This is a genomic window from Streptomyces viridochromogenes (assembly GCF_001270495.1).
GTDB lineage: Bacteria > Actinomycetota > Actinomycetes > Streptomycetales > Streptomycetaceae > Streptomyces > Streptomyces viridochromogenes_A.
This window is the reverse complement of record NZ_LGUR01000217.1, coordinates 15,190-35,500: the sequence shown is the minus strand read 5'-3', so window position 1 is coordinate 35,500 and position 20,311 is coordinate 15,190. Positions and strand designations below refer to the sequence as shown.

At 72.2% G+C, this 20,311-nt stretch carries 19 protein-coding genes; 6 read left to right on the top strand and 13 right to left on the bottom strand.

Going from position 1 to position 20,311, the window contains the following annotated elements:
- Positions 1–27: 27 nt before the first annotated feature.
- Positions 28–381, top strand: a complete 354-nt coding sequence (locus ADK36_RS29245) for a cytidine deaminase (RefSeq protein ID WP_048585650.1) — start codon at positions 28–30, stop codon at positions 379–381.
- A 242-nt stretch (positions 382–623) separates the two neighbouring features.
- Here the strand turns inward: ADK36_RS29245 and ADK36_RS29240 are convergent, their stop codons facing one another.
- A complete protein-coding gene (locus tag ADK36_RS29240) occupies positions 624–1,004 on the bottom strand; it encodes a nuclear transport factor 2 family protein (RefSeq protein WP_048585649.1) in 381 nt (126 codons plus the stop codon).
- A gap of 122 nt (positions 1,005–1,126) precedes the next feature.
- Here ADK36_RS29240 and ADK36_RS29235 point away from each other — a divergent pair, with 122 nt between their 5' ends.
- On the top strand, positions 1,127–1,927 hold the full coding sequence (locus tag ADK36_RS29235; RefSeq protein WP_048585648.1) for a VOC family protein: 801 nt from the start codon (positions 1,127–1,129) through the stop codon (positions 1,925–1,927).
- Positions 1,928–1,993: 66 nt separating this feature from the next.
- Here ADK36_RS29235 and ADK36_RS29230 read toward each other — a convergent pair whose 3' ends face one another.
- The 3 genes from ADK36_RS29230 to ADK36_RS29220 all read right to left on the bottom strand — a co-directional run bounded on the left by ADK36_RS29230 (position 1,994) and on the right by ADK36_RS29220 (position 5,517).
- Positions 1,994–3,166, bottom strand: a complete 1,173-nt coding sequence (locus tag ADK36_RS29230) for a carbohydrate kinase family protein (protein WP_048585647.1) — start codon at positions 3,164–3,166, stop codon at positions 1,994–1,996.
- A gap of 117 nt (positions 3,167–3,283) precedes the next feature.
- The gene (locus tag ADK36_RS29225; protein ID WP_053199602.1) at positions 3,284–4,573 is read right to left on the bottom strand and encodes a glucarate dehydratase family protein; all 1,290 of its coding nucleotides are present in this window, start codon (positions 4,571–4,573) and stop codon (positions 3,284–3,286) included.
- A complete protein-coding gene (locus ADK36_RS29220) occupies positions 4,570–5,517 on the bottom strand; it encodes a 5-dehydro-4-deoxyglucarate dehydratase (RefSeq protein ID WP_199830275.1) in 948 nt (315 codons plus the stop codon). Before ADK36_RS29220 ends, ADK36_RS29225 begins: the two co-directional genes overlap by 4 nt.
- Positions 5,518–5,685: 168 nt before the next feature.
- On the opposite strand from ADK36_RS29220, the gene ADK36_RS29215 reads away from it, so the two are divergent.
- Both ADK36_RS29215 and ADK36_RS29210 read left to right on the top strand, forming a co-directional pair.
- The gene (locus tag ADK36_RS29215; protein WP_048585645.1) at positions 5,686–6,480 is read left to right on the top strand and encodes an IclR family transcriptional regulator; all 795 of its coding nucleotides are present in this window, start codon (positions 5,686–5,688) and stop codon (positions 6,478–6,480) included.
- Positions 6,481–6,654: 174 nt separating this feature from the next.
- Positions 6,655–7,842, top strand: coding sequence for an MFS transporter (locus tag ADK36_RS29210; protein WP_053199600.1), 1,188 nt, complete (start codon positions 6,655–6,657; stop codon positions 7,840–7,842).
- A 37-nt stretch (positions 7,843–7,879) separates the two neighbouring features.
- Here the strand turns inward: ADK36_RS29210 and ADK36_RS29205 are convergent, their stop codons facing one another.
- The 9 genes from ADK36_RS29205 to hrcA all read right to left on the bottom strand — a co-directional run bounded on the left by ADK36_RS29205 (position 7,880) and on the right by hrcA (position 18,417).
- Complete coding sequence (locus ADK36_RS29205) at positions 7,880–8,872, bottom strand: adenosine deaminase (protein ID WP_048585644.1); 993 nt, start codon at positions 8,870–8,872, stop codon at positions 7,880–7,882.
- Positions 8,873–8,892: 20 nt separating this feature from the next.
- Positions 8,893–9,798 carry a ribonuclease Z gene (locus ADK36_RS29200; RefSeq protein ID WP_048585643.1) on the bottom strand — a complete coding sequence of 302 codons (906 nt, stop codon included), beginning with the start codon at positions 9,796–9,798 and terminating at the stop codon, positions 8,893–8,895.
- Between the two features lie 22 nt (positions 9,799–9,820).
- Positions 9,821–10,174 carry a histidine triad nucleotide-binding protein gene (locus ADK36_RS29195; RefSeq protein WP_048585642.1) on the bottom strand — a complete coding sequence of 118 codons (354 nt, stop codon included), beginning with the start codon at positions 10,172–10,174 and terminating at the stop codon, positions 9,821–9,823.
- Between the two features lie 96 nt (positions 10,175–10,270).
- The gene (locus tag ADK36_RS29190) at positions 10,271–13,480 is read right to left on the bottom strand and encodes a S41 family peptidase (RefSeq protein ID WP_053199598.1); all 3,210 of its coding nucleotides are present in this window, start codon (positions 13,478–13,480) and stop codon (positions 10,271–10,273) included.
- 74 nt (positions 13,481–13,554) lie between these two features.
- The gene (locus ADK36_RS29185; RefSeq protein ID WP_234329920.1) at positions 13,555–14,136 is read right to left on the bottom strand and encodes a hypothetical protein; all 582 of its coding nucleotides are present in this window, start codon (positions 14,134–14,136) and stop codon (positions 13,555–13,557) included.
- 78 nt (positions 14,137–14,214) lie between these two features.
- Positions 14,215–14,964 (bottom strand): 16S rRNA (uracil(1498)-N(3))-methyltransferase, encoded by a 750-nt coding sequence (locus ADK36_RS29180; RefSeq protein ID WP_053199596.1) that lies wholly within the window; start codon positions 14,962–14,964, stop codon positions 14,215–14,217.
- A complete protein-coding gene (locus tag ADK36_RS29175) occupies positions 14,961–16,037 on the bottom strand; it encodes a nitronate monooxygenase (RefSeq protein ID WP_048585638.1) in 1,077 nt (358 codons plus the stop codon). Before ADK36_RS29175 ends, ADK36_RS29180 begins: the two co-directional genes overlap by 4 nt.
- Positions 16,038–16,263: 226 nt before the next feature.
- Positions 16,264–17,400, bottom strand: a complete 1,137-nt coding sequence (gene dnaJ / locus ADK36_RS29170) for a molecular chaperone DnaJ (RefSeq protein ID WP_048585637.1) — start codon at positions 17,398–17,400, stop codon at positions 16,264–16,266.
- Positions 17,401–18,417 (bottom strand): heat-inducible transcriptional repressor HrcA, encoded by a 1,017-nt coding sequence (gene hrcA, locus ADK36_RS29165; RefSeq protein ID WP_048585636.1) that lies wholly within the window; start codon positions 18,415–18,417, stop codon positions 17,401–17,403. It abuts the gene before it with no gap.
- Positions 18,418–18,589: 172 nt separating this feature from the next.
- Between hrcA and ADK36_RS29160 the strand changes: the two genes are divergently transcribed.
- Together ADK36_RS29160 and ADK36_RS29155 are read left to right on the top strand one after the other, a co-directional pair.
- A complete protein-coding gene (locus ADK36_RS29160) occupies positions 18,590–19,327 on the top strand; it encodes an MBL fold metallo-hydrolase (protein ID WP_048585635.1) in 738 nt (245 codons plus the stop codon).
- Between the two features lie 42 nt (positions 19,328–19,369).
- The gene (locus tag ADK36_RS29155) at positions 19,370–20,185 is read left to right on the top strand and encodes a DUF3097 domain-containing protein (protein ID WP_048585634.1); all 816 of its coding nucleotides are present in this window, start codon (positions 19,370–19,372) and stop codon (positions 20,183–20,185) included.
- Positions 20,186–20,311: the final 126 nt, after the last annotated feature.

Sequence of the window (20,311 nt, the reverse complement as noted above, 5' to 3'; positions counted from 1 at the left end):
CGGGTCGGCGCTTCGTATGCTCAGGTCATGACCGACAACAGCGCGCTTGACCCCGAGGACCGCAAGATCGTCACCCTGGCCCGTTCCGCGCGGGCCCGCAACGGTGTGCCCGAGGGCGCGGCCGTACGGGACGAGACGGGCCGTACCTATGTCGCCGGGACCGTCGCCCTGGACTCCCTGAAGCTGAGTGCGCTGCGGACGGCGGTGGCGATGGCGGTGGCGTCGGGGGCGACGTCGCTGGAGGCGGCGGCGGTCGTGACGGAGGCGGAGGGCGCGTCCGCGGAGGATCGGGCTGCTGTGCGGGACCTTGGGGGGCCTGGGACGCCGGTGTTGGTGGCGGGGCCGGACGGGGCGGTGCGCACGACGGTGACGGCGGGCTGAGCCCGGGCAGTGCGCCCCCAGACCCCCGCTGTCGGCCCTTCGGGCCTCGTCCTCAAACGCCGGACGGGCTGAAAGATCCAGCGGGGTCTGGGGCGGAGCCCCGGAAGGGGCGCGGGGCTGTATCGATGTGCGGCTCCGCCGCGTGGGCGCGACCAGCCCCCTCCCGCCCGCACCCGAAAGACAACCGGGGTCGAAGGGGCGGAGCCCCTGGGATGGCACGGGTAGGGGCGGCGGGGGCGAGTTCAGGATCGCGCCGACGTGATGTGGCTCAGCACGCAGCGCCAGCCGTCGTCCCGGCGTACGAAGACGTCGGTCGTCCACTCGTCGGCGTCGAAGCGCTCGCCCTTGTAGTGGGCCGTGTTCGTCACCCGTGCCGTCACCACCGCCGAGTCGCCGTGGACGCGGATCCTCGGGTCGCCGACGAGTTGGAACGCCGAGTGGGTCAGGTCGCCGGATTCGACGAGGGCGAGGAACTGCTCCCTGGTGGAGATGCCCGACTCGGAGACGATGACCCAGTCGTCGGCCATGAAGTCGGCGATGCGGGCGGGGTCGTTGGAGACCATCGCCGCGGCCCACTCACGCGCGGCGGCGATGAGCCCGGCCGCGGTCGCGTCGTCGCTCATGGCCGGATGGTAACCAGAGACGGCCCGCGCGGCGCCCGGGAGCGCCCGGAGTGCGTCCGACGGGCGAGTGTCAGTGCCGGGTGTCAGGCTGAGGGCAGAGAGGATCTGCGAAGGGAATCGCCATGATCACCACTGACCTCGCTCCCGGCTCCCCCTGTTGGCTCGACCTCGGCGCCCCCGACGTCCGCGCCGCCGCGGCCTTCTACGGTGCGGTGCTCGGCTGGGAGTACGAGTCCATGGGCGAGACGGAGGACTTCGAGGGCGGGATGTTCAAGAAGGACGGCAGGACCGTCGCCGGGATCGGCAAGCTCACCGAGGAGGGGGCGCGCTCGGCCTGGATGATCTACTACACCGTCGACGACGCGGACACGACGACCCAGGCCGTGGAGCGCGCGGGCGGCACGGTGCGGGTGGCGCCGCGGGACCTCGACGACTGGGGGCGGATGGCGCAGTTCAACGATCCGCTGGGCGGCCAGTTCGCCGTCTGGCAGCCGGGGAAGAACTCGGGCTTCGAGCTGGCGGACGAGCCGGGCTCGCTGTCGTGGACCGAGTTGTACACGAGCGACGCCGCGGGCGCGCGGGAGTTCTACGGCGGTGTCTTCGGCTGGCAGTTCAGCGATATGCCGTTGCCGGGCGGCGGGGGCACGTACACCCTGATCACCCCGGCCGGGCTGCCCGAGGAGCGTATGCAGGGCGGCCTGATGGAACTCCCGGCGGAGAACCTCGCGCTGGCGAACGGGCGGCCGTACTGGCACCCGGTCTTCAACGTCACCGACTGCGACGCCGCGGTCGCGAAGGTCACCGAGAACGGCGGCAGTGTGCAGATGGGTCCGGAGGACGCGGAGGGCGTCGGCCGCCTGGCCGTGTGCGTGGACCCGGCGAACGCGGACTTCGTGGTCCTGACCCCGGCGACCCCGAGCTGAACACCAGAGCCGAACGCCGGAGCTGACCCCGCAGCTGAACCCGGTAGCGCGGCGTCGGCCCGGTGGTCACGCCGACCGTCTGAACCCGATCGTCGGCACCGCCCGCCGCAGCGGCCACGGTCTCCCCTCGTCCTCCGGCACCAGGTCCGCCAGGAACGCGTACCGGCGCAGGGCCTCGGGATCCTGCCGGTCGAGGGACTGGACCTTGCGCCACCACGCGCCGATCTCGGCCCAGCCGGGGGCGGAGAGTGAACCGCCGAACTCCTGGACGGAGAGGGCGGCCGTGAGGCCGGCGAAGGCGAGGCGGTCGGCCAGGGGCCAGTCGGCCAGGGTGCCGGTGACGAAGCCGGCCACGAAGACGTCGCCGGCGCCTGTCGGGTCCAGGGCCTCCACGGCGATCGCGGGGACCACGGCCGTCTCCCCGGTCCGGCCGTCCACCGCGTACGCGCCCTCCGCACCGAGGGTGACCACCGCGACGGGGACGTGCTCGGTGAGTGCGTGGGCCGCCTCGCGCGGGCTTTCGGCGCCCGTGTACCGCATCGCCTCCTCGGCGTTCGGCAGGAACGCCTCGCAGTGCTCCAGGTCGGCCAGCCCCGCCAGGTCCCACGCCCCCGTGTCGTCCCAGCCGACGTCGGCGAAGATCCGCGCGCCCTTGCTCGCGGCCTGCGCGATCCAGGGCGCCCGCAGGCCCGGGACGAGGGAGGCGACCGCGGCGCGGGCGCTCGGGGGGCAGTCCGGGGCGGGCTCCTCCGGGGGCGGCTCGTGGCCGTGGGAGACCATCGTGCGCTCCCCCTCGTACGCCATCGAGACCGTCACCGGCGAGTGCCAGCCGGGCACGGTGCGTGACGGCGAGAGGTCGATGCCCTCGCCGTGCTCCAGCGCGTCCCAGCAGTACTCGCCGTAGTGGTCGTCGCCGAAGGCCGCCGCGAGCGACGTCTTCAGGCCGAGGCGGGCCAGGGCCGTCGCCATGTTCGCCACACCGCCGGGGCTCGATCCCATCCCGCGCGCCCACGACTCGGTGCCGCGCACCGGGGCGGAGTCGAGGCCGGTGAAGATGATGTCGAGGAAGACCGGGCCCGTGAGGTACACGTCCCAGGGCGGGTCGGCGGGTGTGCGCAGGCCGACGAGGGGGTCGACCTGGCTCCGGCGGTACGGCTTCCCTGCCCTGGACGTCGGCCCCTGGGGCGAGGGTGCCGTTCCGTTTCCGGTGGGCGCGGTGGGCCCGGTGGGCGTGGTCACGGTGCGCTCCCTGACGTGGTGCTGATCTGGCCAGTGTGCACCACGTCACTGACAACGCCACCGAGATCCCGCCCGTGCCCTCCGCGCCGGTTCCCCGGCCGGGCGGACGTAGGGCCCCTACCAGCGCGGCACCGAGGGCGTCACCCAGCCGGGTTCGGCGACCCGCATCGCGGCCGCGTCGTCGCGGTCCCGGAGCGAGCCGTCGTCTTCCAGCCACCGCCGGTGCAGCTCCGCCAGCCTGTCGCGGTCCAGCTCGACGCCGAGGCCGGGCGCGTCGGACACGGCGACCTTGCCGCCCTCGAAGGTGAGCCGCTCGGTGAGGACGTCCTCGGACTGCCAGGGGTAGTGGGAGTCGCAGGCGTGGTGGAGGTCCGGGACGGTGGACGCCACGTGGGTCATCGCGGCCAGGGAGATGCCCAGGTGGGTGTTGGAGTGCATGGACACCCCGACGCCGAAGGTGCGGCAGATCGCCGCGAGCTGCTGGGTGTTGCGCAGCCCGCCCCAGTAGTGGTGGTCGGAGAGGACGACCTGCACGGCGTCCCGGGTGAACGCCTCCTTGATCTCCGCGAACGTCGTCACGCACATGTTGGTCGCCAGCGGCACGCCGGTCCGCGCGGCGACCTCGGCCATGGCGTCCGTGCCGAGGGCCGGGTCCTCCAGGTACTCCAGGACCTCCCCGAGTTCGCGCGCCACCTTCAGCGAGGTCTCCACGGACCAGGCCCCGTTGGGGTCGAGCCGCAGGGGGTGCCCGGGGAAGGCCTCCGCGAGCGCCCGGATCGCCGCGATCTCCTCGTCCGGCGGAAAGACGCCGCCCTTGAGCTTGAAGGAGGTGAAGCCGTACCGCTCGGTGAACTTCCGCGCCTGCTCGACGACCCCGGCCGGGTCGACGGCGGCACCCCAGTCGTCCTTCTCGGCCGCCACGCCGTCCGGGTGGTCGGCCCACTTGTAGAAGAGATACGCGCTGTACTCGACCGCGTCCCGCACCTTGCCGCCGAGCAGCGCGTGCACGGGCAGCCCGAGCGCCTTGCCGAGGGCGTCCAGGCAGGCGACCTCGAAGCCGGAGACGACGGACAGCCGCAGCTTGTCGGCGGTCTGGACGCCGCGCAGCCCGCCGACGTCGACCTGGCCCTGTACCCGGGACTGATCGACGGCCACCTCGTCGGCGACGACGAACAGGCCGTTCAGATCACTGACTCGACGTCCGATCAGCTTGTCGGCGAACGGCCGGGCGAGTTCCAGGTACTTGGTGTCGCCGTACGTCTCACCGACGCCCGCGATCCCGTCGGCCGTCACGACCTCCACGATCAGGCGGGGCGTGTACGGCTGGTGGACGCCCTGGGTGTTCAGCAGGGGCGGGTCGGCGACCAGGATGGGTGTGAGCCGGACGTCGGTGATCGTGAGGTTCACAGCGCTGCTCCTACGAGGTCGAGTCCGGCGGCGAGCAGGGTGCGCAGGTCGGCCAGGTCTCCGGCCGACGGGTCGGTGAGCGGGGCGCGGACGGGGCCGACGGGGCGGCCGCGCAGCCTGGCCGCCGCCTTCACCAGGGACACGGCGTATCCGGGCACCCGGTCGCGCAGCTCGACGAGCGGGACGTAGAAGTCGCGCAGCAGCTTGTCGACCGTGCCGTGGTCGCCGCGCCGGAGAGCGGCGAAGAAGGCGTTCGCGATCTCGGGGGCGAAGGCGTGGACGGCGGAGGAGTAGGCGGGGACGCCGACGGTGGCGTACGCGCGGGCCTGGAGCTCGGCGGTGGCGGCCCCGTTGAAGAAGAGGAAGCCCTCGGGGGCGGCGAGAGTGAGGCGCTGGAGGCGGTCGAGGTCGCTGTGGCCGTCCTTGAGTCCGATGACGTGGGGGATGCGCGCGATGCGCTTCAACGAGTCGGCGGTGAAGGCGACTTGGCCGCGCTGGTAGGCGATGAGCGGCAGCCGGGTCCGGGCCGCGAGCTGCTCCAGCTGGGCGACCAGCCCGTCCTGCGGGGCGGCGACGAGGTAGTGCGGCAGGACGAGGAGGGCGTCGGCGCCGGCCTCCTCGGCGATCCGGGCGAACCGCGCGGCCTGCGCCCAGCCGTACCCGACGCCGGCCACCACCGGCACCCGGCCGCCCGACTCCTCGACGGCGGCCGTGACGACGACCCGGTACTCGTCCTCGTCCAGCGAGAAGAACTCACCGGTGCCGCAGGCGGGGAAGACCGCGCCGGGGGCGGTGGCGAGCTGGGCGGCGACATGGCTGCGGAAGCCGTCCGGGTCCAGCGTGCCGTCCTCGTGGAAGCTCGTGAGCGGGAACGACAGCACGCCCTGTGCCATGCCCTCCCGCAAGCGCCGGGTCGTATCCGTTTCGAGGCTCACCCTCGCCATCTCCTCATCTCCCCACGTAGACGTCATCCACGTATGAGAATGGAGATTAGATACGCGAACCGCGACCGTCAATGGCACGGTGCAGTCCGATGCGCTTCCATCCGATGCGCTTCCATCCGATGCGCTCCCATCCGATGCGCTTCCATCGGCTCCGATTACGATCGCCCCATGTCAGAGACAGGCGGGGTCCGCGAAGTGAAGTCGGCGGCGCGCACCGTGGAGTTGCTCGAACTCCTCGCCGCGCGCGGCGACCGCCCCGCACGCCTCCAGGAGCTGGCCGACGCCCTGGACGTGCCGCGCAGCTCCATGTACGCGCTGCTCCAGACCCTGATCTCCCGCGGCTGGGTCCGCACGGACGTCACCGGCTCCCTCTACGGCATCGGCATCCACGCCCTGCTCACCGGCACCAGCTACCTCGACTCCGACCCGCGCGTCCGGGTCGTACGCCCGTATCTCGACGAGGCGTCGGATGCGCTCGGCGAGACGATCCACATGGCGCGGCTGGACGGCGGGGACGTGGCGTATCTGGCGACGCGCGAGTCGCACGAATACCTGCGGACGATCAGCCGGGTGGGCCGGCGCCTCCCGGCGCACGCGGGCGCCCTGGGCAAGGCCCTGCTCGCCGAACGCCCCGACGACGACCTCCCCGAGGGCCCGTACCAGGCCCTCACCGCCCACACCCGCACCACCCGCGAGGCACTCGCCGCCGACCTCGCCGAAGTGCGGGCGCGCGGCTATTCGACCGACCGCGAGGAGGGCGTGCCCGGCATCGTCGGCTTCGGTTTCGCCCTGCGCTACGACGTCCCGGCCCAGGACGCGATCAGCTGCTCGGTGCCGGTGGCCCGGCTGTCGGCGGGGCACGAGGAGCGGATCGTGGCGGTGATGCGGGAGATCAGGGCGAAGATCGAGGCGACGGTTCCCGGCGGGGGCGGCGGCACCGGGTCGGTGCACTGGCGCAGGTGAGGGCGCCTCCTACCCCCGTTGCCCCACCCCAAACAGAACGTGCCTCAGATCACACCCCCCGAACTTCTTCGCCCCTCCCCCGGCTTGATACAAATTCTCCGCGCGTTCCTGTCCGTCGACGGCCTGCGCCCCTCCCCCTCTTGAGCCGTCCTTTCGCATGCCCTGGGAACGCCCGTGTTCGCCCCTCGCACCACCCCCTGGCCCCTCGTCGCCCTTTTCACGGCCGGGTACCTCGCTCCGTATCTGCTGCCGACGGTCGTCGGCAGACTCGACTCCGGGCTTCCGCTCACCCCCACCCAGGCGGGTGCCGTCGGCAGCGCGCTGCTGCTGAGTTCGGCGTCGGCGGGCTTCCTGCTGGCCTCCCGCGTGGAACGGATCGGGGCGCGGAGGCTGGCGCGCGTCGGGCTCCTGCTCGCGGTCGTCGGCTACGGCGGGGCCGCACTCACCCACGCCGTACCGGCCGTCGTCCTCGGCGCGCTCGTCGGCGGGTTCGGCTCGGGTACGGCGACTGCGGTGGCCGCCACCGGAATCGCCGCCCTGCGCGACCCCCACCGGGCCACCACAGCGGGCCTCCTCGGCGTCTCCGCCCTCGCGGGCGCCGTCTATCTGACGGTGCCGCACCTCGGCCCGGGCCATGGCCAGCCGCTGGCCGCGATCGCGCTCGCCGCGCTCGCCATATGGCCGCTGACGAGCCGACTCCCGGCCGCCACGGCCAGGTCGCACCAGCCCGGCTGGGACGGCTCCGGCCTCCCCCACCTGCGCCACGGCCTGACCCTCGCCGCCTGCATGCTCTGCTGGTCGCTCGCCCAGAACTCCCTCTGGGGCGTCAGCGGCCGAATCGGCCTGACGCAGGCGCAGTTGACCGAGACCACGGTCGGCGCGGTGTTCGCCGTGGGGCTCGGCGCGGGCCTGCTGGGCGTGACCGGGGCGGGCGCGCTCGGCCCACGCCTCGGCAAGGCGCTGCCCATCGGCGCCGGTACGGCCCTCATCGCGGCGTGCATCGCGCTCAGCGCGTCCGCCACCGACCTGACGACCTTCGCGACCGGCGAGATCGCCTGGAACACCTGCTACCCGATCGTCCTGTCGTACCTGATCGGCCTCGCCGCCTCCCTCGACACACGCGGCCGCTGGGCCGTCCTCGTCGGCTCGGCGTCGTCGCTGGGCACGGCGGCGGGCCCGCTGACCGGGAGTCTGCTGTCGACGCAGGCGGGGTTCCCGGTGATGGGAGCGGTACTGGCGGTCGGACTGCTGGTGATCGCCGTACCGCTGACGGTGGTGGCGCTGGGTGCGGGCAGGCGCACGCTGCCGGTGGTGGAGATCCCGGTGGAGGCACCCGCCTACGACAAGGCGACAGCGGCCTGAAGCGCCCCGAAGGGGCGCTCACCCTTGACGACAGACCCTACGGGAACTCGTACGCCTCGACCTCCGCGAGATACCTCTCCCGCCTCTCCTCGTCGTCCTCCAGGAAGGACGCCGCAAAGGAGTTCCGGGCCAGCTCGCGCAGCCGGTCCTCGGTCAGGCCGAGGGTCTGGCGTACGGCGTCGAAGTTGTCGCCGGCGTACCCGCCGAAGTAGGCCGGGTCGTCGGAGTTGACCGTGCACATCAGCCCGGCGTCCAGCATGGCGGGCAGGGGGTGGTCGGCGAGGACGTCGACGGTCCGCAGCCGTACGTTCGACAGCGGGCACAGCGTCAGCGGCACCCGCTCCCGCACCAGCCGCTCGACCAGCGCCGGGTCCTCCATGCACCGCAGCCCGTGGTCGACGCGCTCGACGCCGAGGATGTCGAGGGCCTCGGTGATGTAGGCCGGCGGGCCCTCCTCGCCCGCGTGCGCGACCCGCCGCAGGCCGAGCGCGGCGGCGGCCTCGTAGACCTCCCGGAACTTCACCGGCGGGTGGCCGACCTCGGCCGAGTCGAGGCCGACGCCGGTGATCCGGTCGAGATACGGCTCGGCGGCCCGGAGCGTGTCCATGGCCGACTCGGCGGAGTCGTCGCGCAGGAAGCACATGATGAGCCGGGTGGAGACACCGTGGTTCGCCTCGCTGCTCCCCAGCGCCCGCCACAGCCCCTCGACGACCGTGCCCAGCTCAAGGCCGCGCTTGGTGTGCGCCTGCGGGTCGAAGAAGATCTCCGCGTGCCGCACGCCCTGCGCGGCGGCGCGGGCGAGGTAGGCGTTCGCGAGGTCCTCGAAGTCCCGCTCGGTGCGCAGGACGGCCATGAGCTCGTAGTACAGGTTCAGAAAGGACTGGAGGTCCTCGAACTGATAGGCCTTGCGGAGCGCGTCGGTGTCGCCGTACGGCAGCTCGACGCCGTTCCGTGCGGCGAGTTCGAAGGCGAGTTCCGGTTCGAGGGTGCCTTCGATGTGGAGGTGCAGTTCTGCTTTGGGGAGGGGCATCAAGGCATCGTACGAGGGTGTCACCGACGTTTCGGCAGCGGCACCCGCAGCAGGTCGTGCGCCACCGTCAGCTCCCCGTCGAAACCGGCGTCCCGCGCCTGCCGCTCGAACTCGTCCGGCTCGGAGTAGCGCTGGCTGAAGTGAGTGAGCACGAGATGCCGTACGCCGCAGTCGAGCGCCACCCGAGCGGCCTGACCGGCCGTCAGATGCCCGTGCTCGACAGCGAGTTCGACGTCGTCGTCCAGGAAGGTGGACTCGATGACGAGCATGTCGCAGCCGTCGGCGAGGGCGTACACCCCGTCGCACAGCCGCGTGTCCATCACGAACGCGAACCGCTGCCCGCGCCGGACCTCGCTGACCTCGTCGAGCGAGACCCCGCCGAGCACCCCTTCACGCTGGAGCCGCCCGACGTCCGGCCCCTTGATGCCGTGCGCGGCGAGCCGTTCGGGCAGCATGCGGCGGCCGTCGGGCTCGACGAGGCGATAGCCGTACGACTCGACGGGGTGCGACAGCCGCGCGGCCTCCAGCGTGTAGCCCCCGGTGTCGGCGATGACGCCGTCCGCGCTGACCGGCGCCTGCGTGAGGTCGACGGTCTCCCGGTAGGCGGTGGCGTACCGCAGCCGGTCGAAGAAGCGCTGGCCGGAGCGCGGGTAGTGGGCGGTGACGGGATGCGGGACCTTGTCGAGGTTGATCCGCTGGATGACACCGGCGAGGCCGAGCGAGTGGTCCCCGTGGAAGTGGGTGACACAGATCCGGTTCAGGTCGTGCGCGGCGACCCCGGCACGCAGCATCTGCCGCTGCGTGCCCTCGCCGGGATCGAAGAGGATGCCTTCCCCGTCCCACCGCAGCAGGTACCCGTTGTGGTTCCGGTGCCGGGTCGGGACCTGGCTCGCTGTTCCGAGGACGACCAATTCACGTACGGACACGGTGAGTTCGACTTACTCCGACTTATCCGGGGGGCCACTGCATGCCGCGGCCGCCGAGGATGTGGGCGTGCGTGTGGAAGACGGTCTGGCCGGCTCCGGCGCCCGTGTTGAAGACGATGCGGTAGCTCTCCAGCTTGTCCTCGTCGGCGACGGCCTGGGCCTCGCGCAGGACGTCCGCGGCGAGGGCCGGGTCGGCGGCGGCCAGAGCGGCGGCGTCCGCGTAGTGCGCCTTCGGAATGACCAGGACGTGGGTGGGTGCCTGAGGGTTTATGTCCCGGAACGCGACGGTCGTGTCCGTCTCCCGCACGATCGTCGCCGGGACATGCCCCTCGACGATCTTGCAGAACAGACAGTCGTCCTGCGGCTCCCCTGCCATGGTCCCTCCGGGGGTTGGGCGGCGTGGTTTACGGGGGGCATCGTATCGTCGTCGGGTGCCGGTGCGTGGGGGTTGATCGCGCAGTTCCCCGCGCCCCTAGGTGGGCAATGCCGGCGGGGTTTTCGCGGGACTGGTCTCCAGTCCCTCAAGCGCGATTCGGATCGCCTCGTCCAATTGGGCGTCCTTCCCCGCCACCCAGTCCTGTGGGCGCTGGACCACCTCCACGTCCGGGTCCACCCCGTGGTTCTCCACGTCCCAGCCCTGGCCCTCCAGCCAGATGGCGTACTTGGGCTGGGTGATCAGGGTCTCGTCGACCAGGCGGTACCGGCTGTCGATGCCGATGACGCCGCCCCACGTCCGCGTCCCCACCACGGGCCCCAGTCCCAGCGCCTTGATGGCCGCGTTGACGATGTCGCCGTCGGACCCGGAGAACTCGTTCGCCACCGCCACCACGGGCCCGCGCGGGGCGTCCGTCGGATAGCTGTACGGCCGCATGCCGCGCGGCAGTTCCCAGCCGACGATCCGCCGGGCCAGCTTCTCCACGACCAGTTGCGAGGTGTGGCCGCCGCCGTTCTCGCGGACGTCCACGACGAGGCCCTCGCGCGCCACCTCGATCCGCAGGTCGCGGTGGATCTGGGCCCAGCCCGGAGCCTGCATGTCCGGGACGTGCAGATAGCCGAGCCGGCCGCCGGACTTCTCGTGGACGTACGCCCGCCGGTCGGCCACCCAGGCGTGGTAGCGCAGGGGCTGCTCGTCCGCGATGGGGATCACCACGGCGTGCCGTACGTCCCCGCCCCCGGCCGGTGAGATCGTCAGCTCCACCGCCTTGCCCGCCGTACCGACGAGCAGCGGTCCGGGCCCGGTCACCGGGTCCACCGGTGTCCCGGCCACCGCCACGATGGCGTCCCCGGCCCGCACCGCGACCCCGGGGGCGGCCAGCGGCGCCCGGGCCTCGGGGTCGGAGGTCTCCGAGGGGAGGATGGCGTCGATGCGCCAACTGCCGTCCGGGTGGCGGGAGATGTCGGCTCCGAGGAGACCCTGCCGGGCACCGCTGCCGTAGCCGCCGCGCGGGGCGACGTAGGCGTGCGAGGTGCCCAGCTCGCCCTGTACCTCCCACAGCAGGTCCATCAGGTCGTCGTGGGTGGCGACCCGGTCGAGCAGCGGGCGGTAGCGGTCCAGCACCCCCGTCCAGTCCACGCCGTTCATGTCCGGCCGCCAGAAGTGGTCGCGCATGATGCGGCCGGTCTCGTCGAACATCTGCCGCCACTCGGCCGACGGGTCGACTGTCTGCCGTACGCGCGTCAGGTCCACGGTGATGTTCGAGTCACTGTCGTCGTCTCCGGAGGCCCGCCGGTCGCTGGGGACGACCTTGAGCCGACCGTCGGTCCAGAGCAGGACGCGTTTTCCGTCGCCGCTGACCTCGAAGTGGTCGGCGTCGCCGGCGAGATGCTCGACATGCCGCTGGAGGAGGTCGTAGCGCTCCATCTCGGTCTTGGGCTCGGGGTCGTCGGGCGTGGCCCGGGAGGCGCCGAGCGCGCCGCGCACAGGGTGCCGCAGCCACAGCACGCCGTCCTTGGCGGCCCGCAGATTGGTGTAGCGGGCGGCCTCGACCGGGAACGGCACGATCCGGTCGGCGAGCCCTTCGAGGTCGATGCGGGTGGTCGGGGTGGACTCGCTGTCGGGGGTCTCGTCCTTGTCCGGCGCGTCGAAGGGGCGGCCGTGCCGCTGTGGGCCGAAGGGGGACGGGGTGGTCGCGGCGAGGGTGATCAGGTGGGGGCGGGAGCCTACGACGAAGGCGAGGTCGAAGACGTGCTCGTCGTAGACGGGGTCGAAGGCCCGCGTCGACAGGAACACCAGGTGCTTGCCGTCCGGGGTGAACGCGGGCGCGTAGTCCTGGAAGCGGAGCGGGGTCGCCTCGGAGACGGACAGGTCGGTGGTGTTGGCGAGCTTGAGCTGGCACAGCGGGCGCGGGCCGGGGTGCGACCAGGCGAGCCAGGCCGAGTCGGGCGAGAAGACCAGCCCGGTCACGTCTCCGTCCTGGCTGCGGTCGACTTCGCGGACCTCGCCGCTCTCCCGCTCGACGAGCAGCAGGCGCCCGTCGTGCGCGGCGACCGCCGCCCTGCTCCCGTCGGGTGCCATGGCGAGTTCCAGGACGCGGCCGAGCTGCCCGGCGCCGAGCCTGCGCGGCCTCGCACCGGGCGCCAGACCGGTCGCCGGCGCGAACTCCAGCGCGTCGTCGCCCTCCGCGTCCGTCACCCAGACCACCCACTCCTCGCCGTCCACCCGGAAGGTGCGCGGCAGCCGGGCCCGTACGCCGGGTTCGGCGGCGAGCGCGCGGGCGGGGCCGGAGCGGTGGGTGACCCAGTGCACGGCGCCCCGGACACAGACGGCGCTGCCGCGCGCGGTGTGGTCGGGCGCCGCCTCCCCGAAGGCGCGGGCGGCGTTCAGCGGGTACGCCTGCCGGTCGGTGCGCTGCCCGCCGAGCCGGATGTCGAGCCGGCGCGGCTCGGCCCCGTCGAGGTCGTCCAGGAGCCACAGTTCCCCGGCGGAGGCGTACACGACCCGGGTGCCGTCACCCGCGGCGTGCCGGGCGTAGAAGCCGTCGACAGGCGTGTGGCGGCGCAGATCCGCCCCGTCGGGGAGGGACGAGTACACCGCGCCCACGCCCTCGTGGTCGGAGAGGAACGCGATCCGCTCCCCCGCCCACACCGGGTACTCGATGTTCCCGTCCAGCTCCTCGTGCAGCCGTACGAAGTCACCGTCGCCCGCGCGGTCGATCCACAACTTCCCCGCCGTGCCGCCCCGGTAGCGCTTCCAGCGGGCGGCCTCCAGTCCCATGGGCGCGGACGCGAGCACGAGGTGCGGCCCGTGCACCACATCGGCGACGGGGCCGTACGGCAGGGTGGTGGCCGGTCCGCCGTCGAGCGGGACGGTGTGGGCCCAGGTGCGGCGGCTGCCCGCCTGGCCCTGGGTGCTGATCGCGAGGACCTGGCCGTCCGGGGTCCAGCCGCGCACCCTGGTCTGCCCGCTGCCCCAGTGGGTGAGGCGCTTCGAGGGGCCGCCGTCGACCGGGGCGATGTGCACCTCGGGGGCGCCGTCGCGGGTGGAGGTCCAGGCGACGGTCGTCCCGTCGGGCGAGATGCGCGGCAGGGTGACCGGCACGTTGTCGGCGCTGACCCGCCAGGCCCGGCCGCCGTCGAGCGGGGCGAGCCACACGTCGTCCTCGGCGGTGAAGGCGACCAGGTCGCCGTGCAGATGCGGATACCGGAGGTATGAAGACGATCCGGACGTCACGGACTGAGTCACCCGATCACCATAAGCAGGGGCGGCGTCCGGGGACAGACCTTTGGATCACTTGTCCAACTCCGGTCGGGACGCGGTCACTTGCCTTCCGGCCAGCAGTTCGGGCGTTCCTTGCAGTAGACGGTCTTGGTGACGGTCACCGTGACGGTGGGTCCGGGCTGCTGGCCGCCGCCGGAGGGGTTGACGGGCGAGGGCGTGGCGTCGCAGTCGCCGAGCCCGTTGACGTGGAACCACTCCTTGCCGTCGATCTTGGCGACGAGGTCCCCGCGGACACAGGACCCGCTGACGGCCCGGGTGATCCGGCCGGTGACGACGATGTCCTTGCCGTCGGTGGTCTCGCCCTCGCAGTCGACCTTGACGACGGTGTTCGCGCTCGCCGTCGCCCCGCCGGACCTGCCGTCACCATCGCCGTTGTCGTACGAGCCCGTGCAGTTGAGCCACTGCACGTCGGCCTTCTGCCGCTCCAGCTCCGCGGTCACGGTCTGGTCGGTGGTGAACGCCACGGTCGCGGAACTCAGCCCACCCGGATCACAGCCGACGGCCCCGCCGACGGCGACCACCGCGAGCCCGGCCACACCGGCCGCCCGCACCGCACGCAGACGACGACCCGTGCGACCCGTGTGGCCGACGAGACCCCAAATCCTCCTGAATGCCCCCATGGAGGGCAGCCTGCCACTGTCCCGGCCGACGCGGTAGGGCACATACGGCCACTCCCGGTTCCGGTTCCTGTCCGGGGGTCAGGACCAGCGGCCGGTGCGGCCGAGGAGCAGGGCGGTCGCCGCGGTCCCTGCGGTCGACGTGCGCATCACGGTGGGACCCAGCACATACGCCCTCGCGCCGGCTCCCTCGAAGAGGGCCAACTCGTCCTTGGCGACGCCCCCTTCGGGCCCGACGACCAGCACGATCTCACCCTCGGAGGGGAGTTCGGCGGTGGCGAGCGGCTCACTGCCGTGCTCGAAGTCGGAGTGCAGTACGGCGGCGAATTCGGCTTCGGCGAGAAGCGCCGCGACCCGCTTGGTCGTCGCCGCGTCCGCGACCTCGGGGAAGCGGATCCGGCGGGACTGCTTGCCGGCCTCGCGGGCCGTCGCCCGCCACTTGCCGAGCGCCTTCAGCCCACGGTCGCCCTTCCACTGCGTGATGCAACGGGCCGCCTGCCAGGGCACGACGGCGTCGACACCGACCTCGGTCATGGTCTCCACGGCCAGTTCGCCCCGGTCGCCCTTGGGGAGGGCCTGGACGACGGTGATGCGGGGGGTGGGCTCCGGCTCCTCGGACACCGAGGTCATGTGGACGACGAGCCGGTCCTTGCCCTCGGCGGCGATCACGTCGCACACGGCGTAGCGCCCGGCGCCGTCGGTGAGGACGACCTCCTCGCCGGGCCGCAGCCGCTTCACGGAGACCGCGTGGCGGCCTTCCGGGCCGTCGAGGACGTACTGTCCACCGTCGCCCGCGTCGAAGTGCTCGACCACGAACACCGGGGCGGTCATCGCAACCCTCCCTTGCCCGACAACGCTGTCGACGCCGCGTCCAGTTCGGCGGCCAGCACCTCGACCAGCTGCCCGGCGGGCAGTTCGCGCGCCATCCGGTGGCCCTGCCCCGCCCACAGCGCCATGCCCTGCGCGTCGCCGGCCGCGGCGGCCTTCTTGCGCAGGGGCGAGGTGAGGTGGTGGACCTCGGGGTAGGCGGCGGGGGCGTACGGGCCGTGCTCGCGCATGAAGCGGTTGACCAGGCCGCGGGCGGGGCGACCGGAGAACGCGCGCGTCAACTCGGTCCGTACGAACAGGGGGTTGGTCAGCGCCTGCTTGTGCAGGGCGTTGGCGCCGGACTCCTGGGTGGCGAGGAAGGCGGTGCCGAGCTGGGCGGCGCTCGCCCCGGCCGCGAGGACGGCGGCGATCTGGCTGCCGCGCATGATGCCGCCGGCGGCGACGATGGGCAGGTTCACGGTCTCCCGGACCTGCGCGATGAGGGAGAGCAGCCCGATGCCGGACCGGTCCGTCTCCGGGTTGTCGCGATGTGTCCCCTGATGCCCGCCGGCTTCGACACCCTGCACGATCACGGCGTCGGCACCGGCCCGCTGCACGGCGAGGGCCTCGTCCGGGGTGGTGGCGGTGACGAGGGTGAAGGTCCCGGCGCGGCGCAGGGACTCCAGTACGTCACCGGTGGGCACGCCGAAGTGGAAGGAGACGACCGGCACCGGGTTGTCGAGGAGCACGGCCAGCTTGGCGTCGTACCCGTCGTCCCGCCCGCTGTCCGGGTCCCCCAGCTCGGTCTCGTACCAGGCGGCTTCACCGGCGAGCTGGTGGGCGTAGACATCCACGGCCGCCGCGTCCGCGTACTCGGGCTGCGGCATGAACAGATTGACCCCGAAGGGCCGCCCGGTCAGCCCCCTGAGCTGCTTGATCTCCTGGTACATCCCGTCGGCGGTCTTGTACCCGGCGGCGAGGAACCCCAGCCCACCGGCCTCGGCCACGGCAGCGGCGAGCTGCGGCACGGAGACGCCGCCTGCCATGGGGGCCTGCACGATCGGATGAGGGAAGAGATCGGTCAGCGCGGAGGACATGACGGCATGTTGTCACGTCCTCCGAACAAGTCCGAATCGGCCCTTCCCCTTGGCATAAGCCAACGAAAACCAGCCCCTCCGGCGCTGAACAACCAGCCCCTCCCGCGTTTGAGGAGCGGGGGCCCAGGGGGCAGAGCCCCCTGGCGGGGCCGAGGGGCAGCGCCCCTCAGGGATGGGACGGGCAGGGGCGGCGGGGGCGAGCAAAACCACCCGCAGCCAACCTCCGTCAGCGCCCGTTGAACGCGTCCTTCAACCTGGAGAACAACCCTTGCTGCCCCGGCTGGAACTGCCCCTGCGGCCGCTCCTCGCCCCGCAGCTTCGCCAGCTCGCGCAGCAACCGCTCCTGCTCGGGATCCAGCTTCGTCGGCGTGGTCACCTCGACATGCACGATGAGATCGCCACGCCCGCCGCCCCGCAGATGCGTCACCCCACGCCCGTGCAGCGGAATCGACTGACCGGACTGGGTGCCCGGCCGGATGTCGACCTCCTCCAGCCCGTCCAGCGTCTCCAGCGGCACCTTCGTACCGAGGGACGCCGCCGTCATCGGGATCGTCACCGTGCAGTGCAGATCGTCGCCGCGCCGCTGGAACGTCGGGTGCGGGAGTTCGTGGATCTCGACGTAGAGGTCACCGGCCGGACCACCACCGGGCCCGACCTCGCCCTCACCGGCGAGCTGGATCCGCGTGCCGTTGTCGACACCGGCCGGGATCTTGACGGTCAGGGTCCGGCGGGACCGCACCCGCCCGTCACCCGCGCACTCCGGGCACGGCGTCGGCACCACGGTCCCGAAGCCCTGGCACTGCGGACACGGCCGCGAGGTCATGACCTGCCCCAGGAACGACCGGGTGACCTGCGACACCTCACCGCGCCCGCGGCACATGTCACACGTCTGCGCGGAAGTCCCCGGCGCCGCCCCCTCACCGTTACAGGTGTTGCAGACGACGGCCGTGTCGACCTGGATGTCCTTCGTCGTACCGAAGGCCGCCTCGTCGAGCTCGATCTCCAGCCGGATCATCGCGTCCTGGCCCCGGCGCGTACGCGAGCGCGGACCGCGCTGCGACGCCGTACCGAAGAACGCGTCCATGATGTCCGAGAAGTTTCCGAAGCCGCCCGCGCCGAAGCCGCCGGCGCCCGCGCCGCCCGCCTGGGACAGCGGGTCGCCGCCGAGGTCGTAGACCTGCTTCTTCTGCGGGTCCGACAGCACCTCGTAAGCGGCGTTGATCTCCTTGAACCGCTCCTGGGTCTTCGGATCCGGATTGACGTCCGGGTGCAGCTCGCGCGCGAGCCGCCGGAAGGCCTTCTTGATCTCTTCCTGCGACGCGTCGCGACGCACGCCGAGAACGGCGTAGTAGTCCGTGGCCACTTACGACTCCGCCAGGATCTGTCCGACGTACCGTGCCACTGCGCGTACCGCTCCCATCGTTCCCGGGTAATCCATGCGGGTCGGTCCGACCACGCCGAGCTTGGCGACTGCCTCGCCGCCCGAACCGTAGCCGACCGACACGACAGACGTGGAGTTGAGTCCCTCATAGGCGTTCTCGTGCCCGATGCGCACGGTCATGCCCGAATCCCCCGCCTCGCCAAGGAGTTTGAGGAGCACGACCTGCTCCTCCAGGGCCTCCAGGACGGGCCGGATGGTGAGGGGGAAGTCATGTCCGAAGCGGGTGAGATTGGCGGTTCCGCCGATCATCAGCCGCTCCTCGTTCTCCTCGACGAGCGTCTCCAGAAGGGTGGAGAGCACGGTCGAGACAGTGCCGCGGTCCTCCAGGTCGAAGGCCTCGGGGAGGTCCTCGACAAGGGTCGGCACATCGCTGAAGCGCCGCCCCGCGACCCTGCTGTTGAGCCGCGCGCGTAGATCCGCGAGCGACCCTTCACCGAAGGGCGCCGGGCAGTCGACCATCCGCTGCTCGACCCGCCCGGTGTCCGTGATCAGCACGAGCATCACCCGCGCGGGCGCGAGTGAGAGCAGCTCGACATGCCGGACGGTGGACCGGGTCAGCGACGGGTACTGCACGACGGCGACCTGCCGGGTGAGCTGCGCGAGCAGCCGCACGGTCCGCGCCACCACGTCGTCGAGATCGACGGCGCCGTCGAGGAAGTTCTGGATGGCGCGCCGCTCGGGCGGGGTCATGGGCTTGACGCCGGCGAGCTTGTCGACGAACAGCCGGTAGCCCTTGTCGGTCGGGATGCGCCCGGCGCTGGTGTGCGGCTGGGCGATGTAGCCCTCGTCCTCCAGGGCCGCCATGTCGTTGCGGACGGTCGCCGGGGAGACGCCGAGGCTGTGCCGCTCGGTCAGGGCCTTCGACCCGACCGGCTCCTCGGTCCCGACATAGTCCTGGACGATGGCACGCAACACCTGAAGCCTGCGTTCACTCAGCAATCGCGCACACCTCCAGAAGTCGTCCCCTTGGCGTCTCGCCTGGCACTCTGCGCTGGTGAGTGCCAACCGTCCCCGGCCAGTGTACGGCGGTGGGGTACGCCCCGGGCAAGGCCGGTCGCGCACCACCGTGCCCGACACTGTCGTCCTCCCCGGTGTCGCTTAGCGTCGCCGTATGACGGTGACTTGGGAAGAGCTGGGTTGGGAGCGGCTGGCGGCGGGGGTCGGACGGTGCCGGCTTCCGGGCTGGGACTGCACGGCGGGGCTGGTCGTCGGGGACGGCGCCGCCCTGCTGGTCGACGCCGGGTCGAGCCTCGGGGAGGGCGTGCGGCTGCGTACGCAGGCGCAGTGGCTCGCCGGTCACCGTGTGACTCATCTCGCGCTTACCCACCCCCACTTCGATCATGTCTTCGGGGCGGCGGCGTTCGCGGGGGCGGAGGTGTACGGCCCGGTGGGCATGGACGCCGTCTTCGCGTACGAGCGCGAGGAGCTGCGGGCGGACGCGGTGCGCAACGGTCTGGACCCGGCGTCCGCGGAGGAGGCCGTGGACGCGCTGGTCCATCCGCGCCACCAGGTGAGCGGCGAGTGGACCCTCGACCTGGACGGCGGGCGTCAGGTCCTCCTGGCGAACGTGGGCCCGGCCCACACGGCCCACGATCTCGTCGTGCTCGTGCCGGGCGGGGCCTCCGGCGATCGGGAGGTGGTCTTCTGCGGCGACCTGGTGGAGGAGTCCGGCGAACCCCAGGCAGGCCCCGACGCCGTACCGTCCCAGTGGCCGGCGGCTCTGGACCGCCTCCTCGACCTCGGCGGCGAGGACGCACTGTACGTACCCGGTCACGGAGCGGTGGTGGACGCGGAGTTCGTACGACGTCAGCGCGCCGCGTTGGCCGCTCGTTTCGGCGTGTCGGGCTGATCCGCGGGACGCGCGGCCCGGGCTTCTCCTATCGTCATCCGAATGCGCCAGTACTCCCCGGACCTGACCCCGCCCTGGAAGAAGCCCAAGCCCGTCCCCGAGGTCCCGGCGGACCCGGGCCTGGTGGTGGAGGAGCCGGGCACGGGATTCTGCGGCGCGGTGATCCGCTGCGAGGCGGGCACGGTGACCCTCGAGGACCGCTTCGGCAAGCACCGGGTCTTCCCGCTGGAGCCTCGGGGGTTCCTGCTGGAGGGCAAGGTGGTGACGCTCGTACGCCCGTCGGGCACGGCTCCGGTACGTCCCACCCGTACGGCCTCCGGGTCGGTCGCCGTCCCCGGCGCCCGCGCACGCGTGGCCCGCGCCGGCCGTATCTACGTCGAGGGCCGTCACGACGCCGAGCTGGTCGAGAAGGTCTGGGGCGACGACCTGCGCATCGAGGGCGTGGTCGTGGAGTACCTGGAGGGCGTCGACGACCTGCCGTCGATCGTGGCCGAATTCGCACCGGGCCCGGATGCGCGGCTGGGGGTTCTGGTCGACCACCTGGTGCCGGGCACGAAGGAGTGGCGGATCGCCGAGTCGGTGACCAGTGAGCACGCGTTGGTGGTGGGCCACCCGTACATCGACATCTGGGAGGCGGTGAAGCCGTCGTCCCTCGGGATCGAGGGCTGGCCGCGGGTGCCGCACGGGCAGGACTGGAAGACGGGGGTGTGCCGGGCGCTGGGGTGGCCGGCGGAGAACACCGGGGCGGTGTGGCAGGCGATTCTGAAGCGGGTGGGGTCTTACAAGGACCTGGAGCCCGAGTTGTTGGGGCGGGTGGAGGAGCTGATCGACTTCGTTACGGGTAGCGGTGGGGCCTGACGTTGGGGAAGGTTCCGAACTCGCTGGTGTCCAGTTCGAGCCCCAGATACTCCAATGGGACGCGGTCTCCGAATCCGCAGCCCTCCGGTTTCCGCCACCGTGCAATTACGGCGCAGCCTACGAATC

Coding starts and splice junctions, on each gene's coding strand:
- ADK36_RS29240 (WP_048585649.1), bottom strand. CDS start 1,004: ATGAGCGACGACGCGACCGCGGCCGGGCTCATCGCCGCCGCGCGTGAG.
- ADK36_RS29155 (WP_048585634.1), top strand. CDS start 19,370: ATGCGCCAGTACTCCCCGGACCTGACCCCGCCCTGGAAGAAGCCCAAG.
- ADK36_RS29245 (WP_048585650.1), top strand. CDS start 28: ATGACCGACAACAGCGCGCTTGACCCCGAGGACCGCAAGATCGTCACC.
- ADK36_RS29175 (WP_048585638.1), bottom strand. CDS start 16,037: ATGTCCTCCGCGCTGACCGATCTCTTCCCTCATCCGATCGTGCAGGCC.
- ADK36_RS29195 (WP_048585642.1), bottom strand. CDS start 10,174: ATGGCAGGGGAGCCGCAGGACGACTGTCTGTTCTGCAAGATCGTCGAG.
- ADK36_RS29185 (WP_234329920.1), bottom strand. CDS start 14,136: ATGGGGGCATTCAGGAGGATTTGGGGTCTCGTCGGCCACACGGGTCGC.
- ADK36_RS29180 (WP_053199596.1), bottom strand. CDS start 14,964: ATGACCGCCCCGGTGTTCGTGGTCGAGCACTTCGACGCGGGCGACGGT.
- ADK36_RS29235 (WP_048585648.1), top strand. CDS start 1,127: ATGATCACCACTGACCTCGCTCCCGGCTCCCCCTGTTGGCTCGACCTC.
- ADK36_RS29215 (WP_048585645.1), top strand. CDS start 5,686: ATGTCAGAGACAGGCGGGGTCCGCGAAGTGAAGTCGGCGGCGCGCACC.
- ADK36_RS29160 (WP_048585635.1), top strand. CDS start 18,590: ATGACGGTGACTTGGGAAGAGCTGGGTTGGGAGCGGCTGGCGGCGGGG.
- ADK36_RS29220 (WP_199830275.1), bottom strand. CDS start 5,517: ATGGCGAGGGTGAGCCTCGAAACGGATACGACCCGGCGCTTGCGGGAG.
- ADK36_RS29205 (WP_048585644.1), bottom strand. CDS start 8,872: ATGCCCCTCCCCAAAGCAGAACTGCACCTCCACATCGAAGGCACCCTC.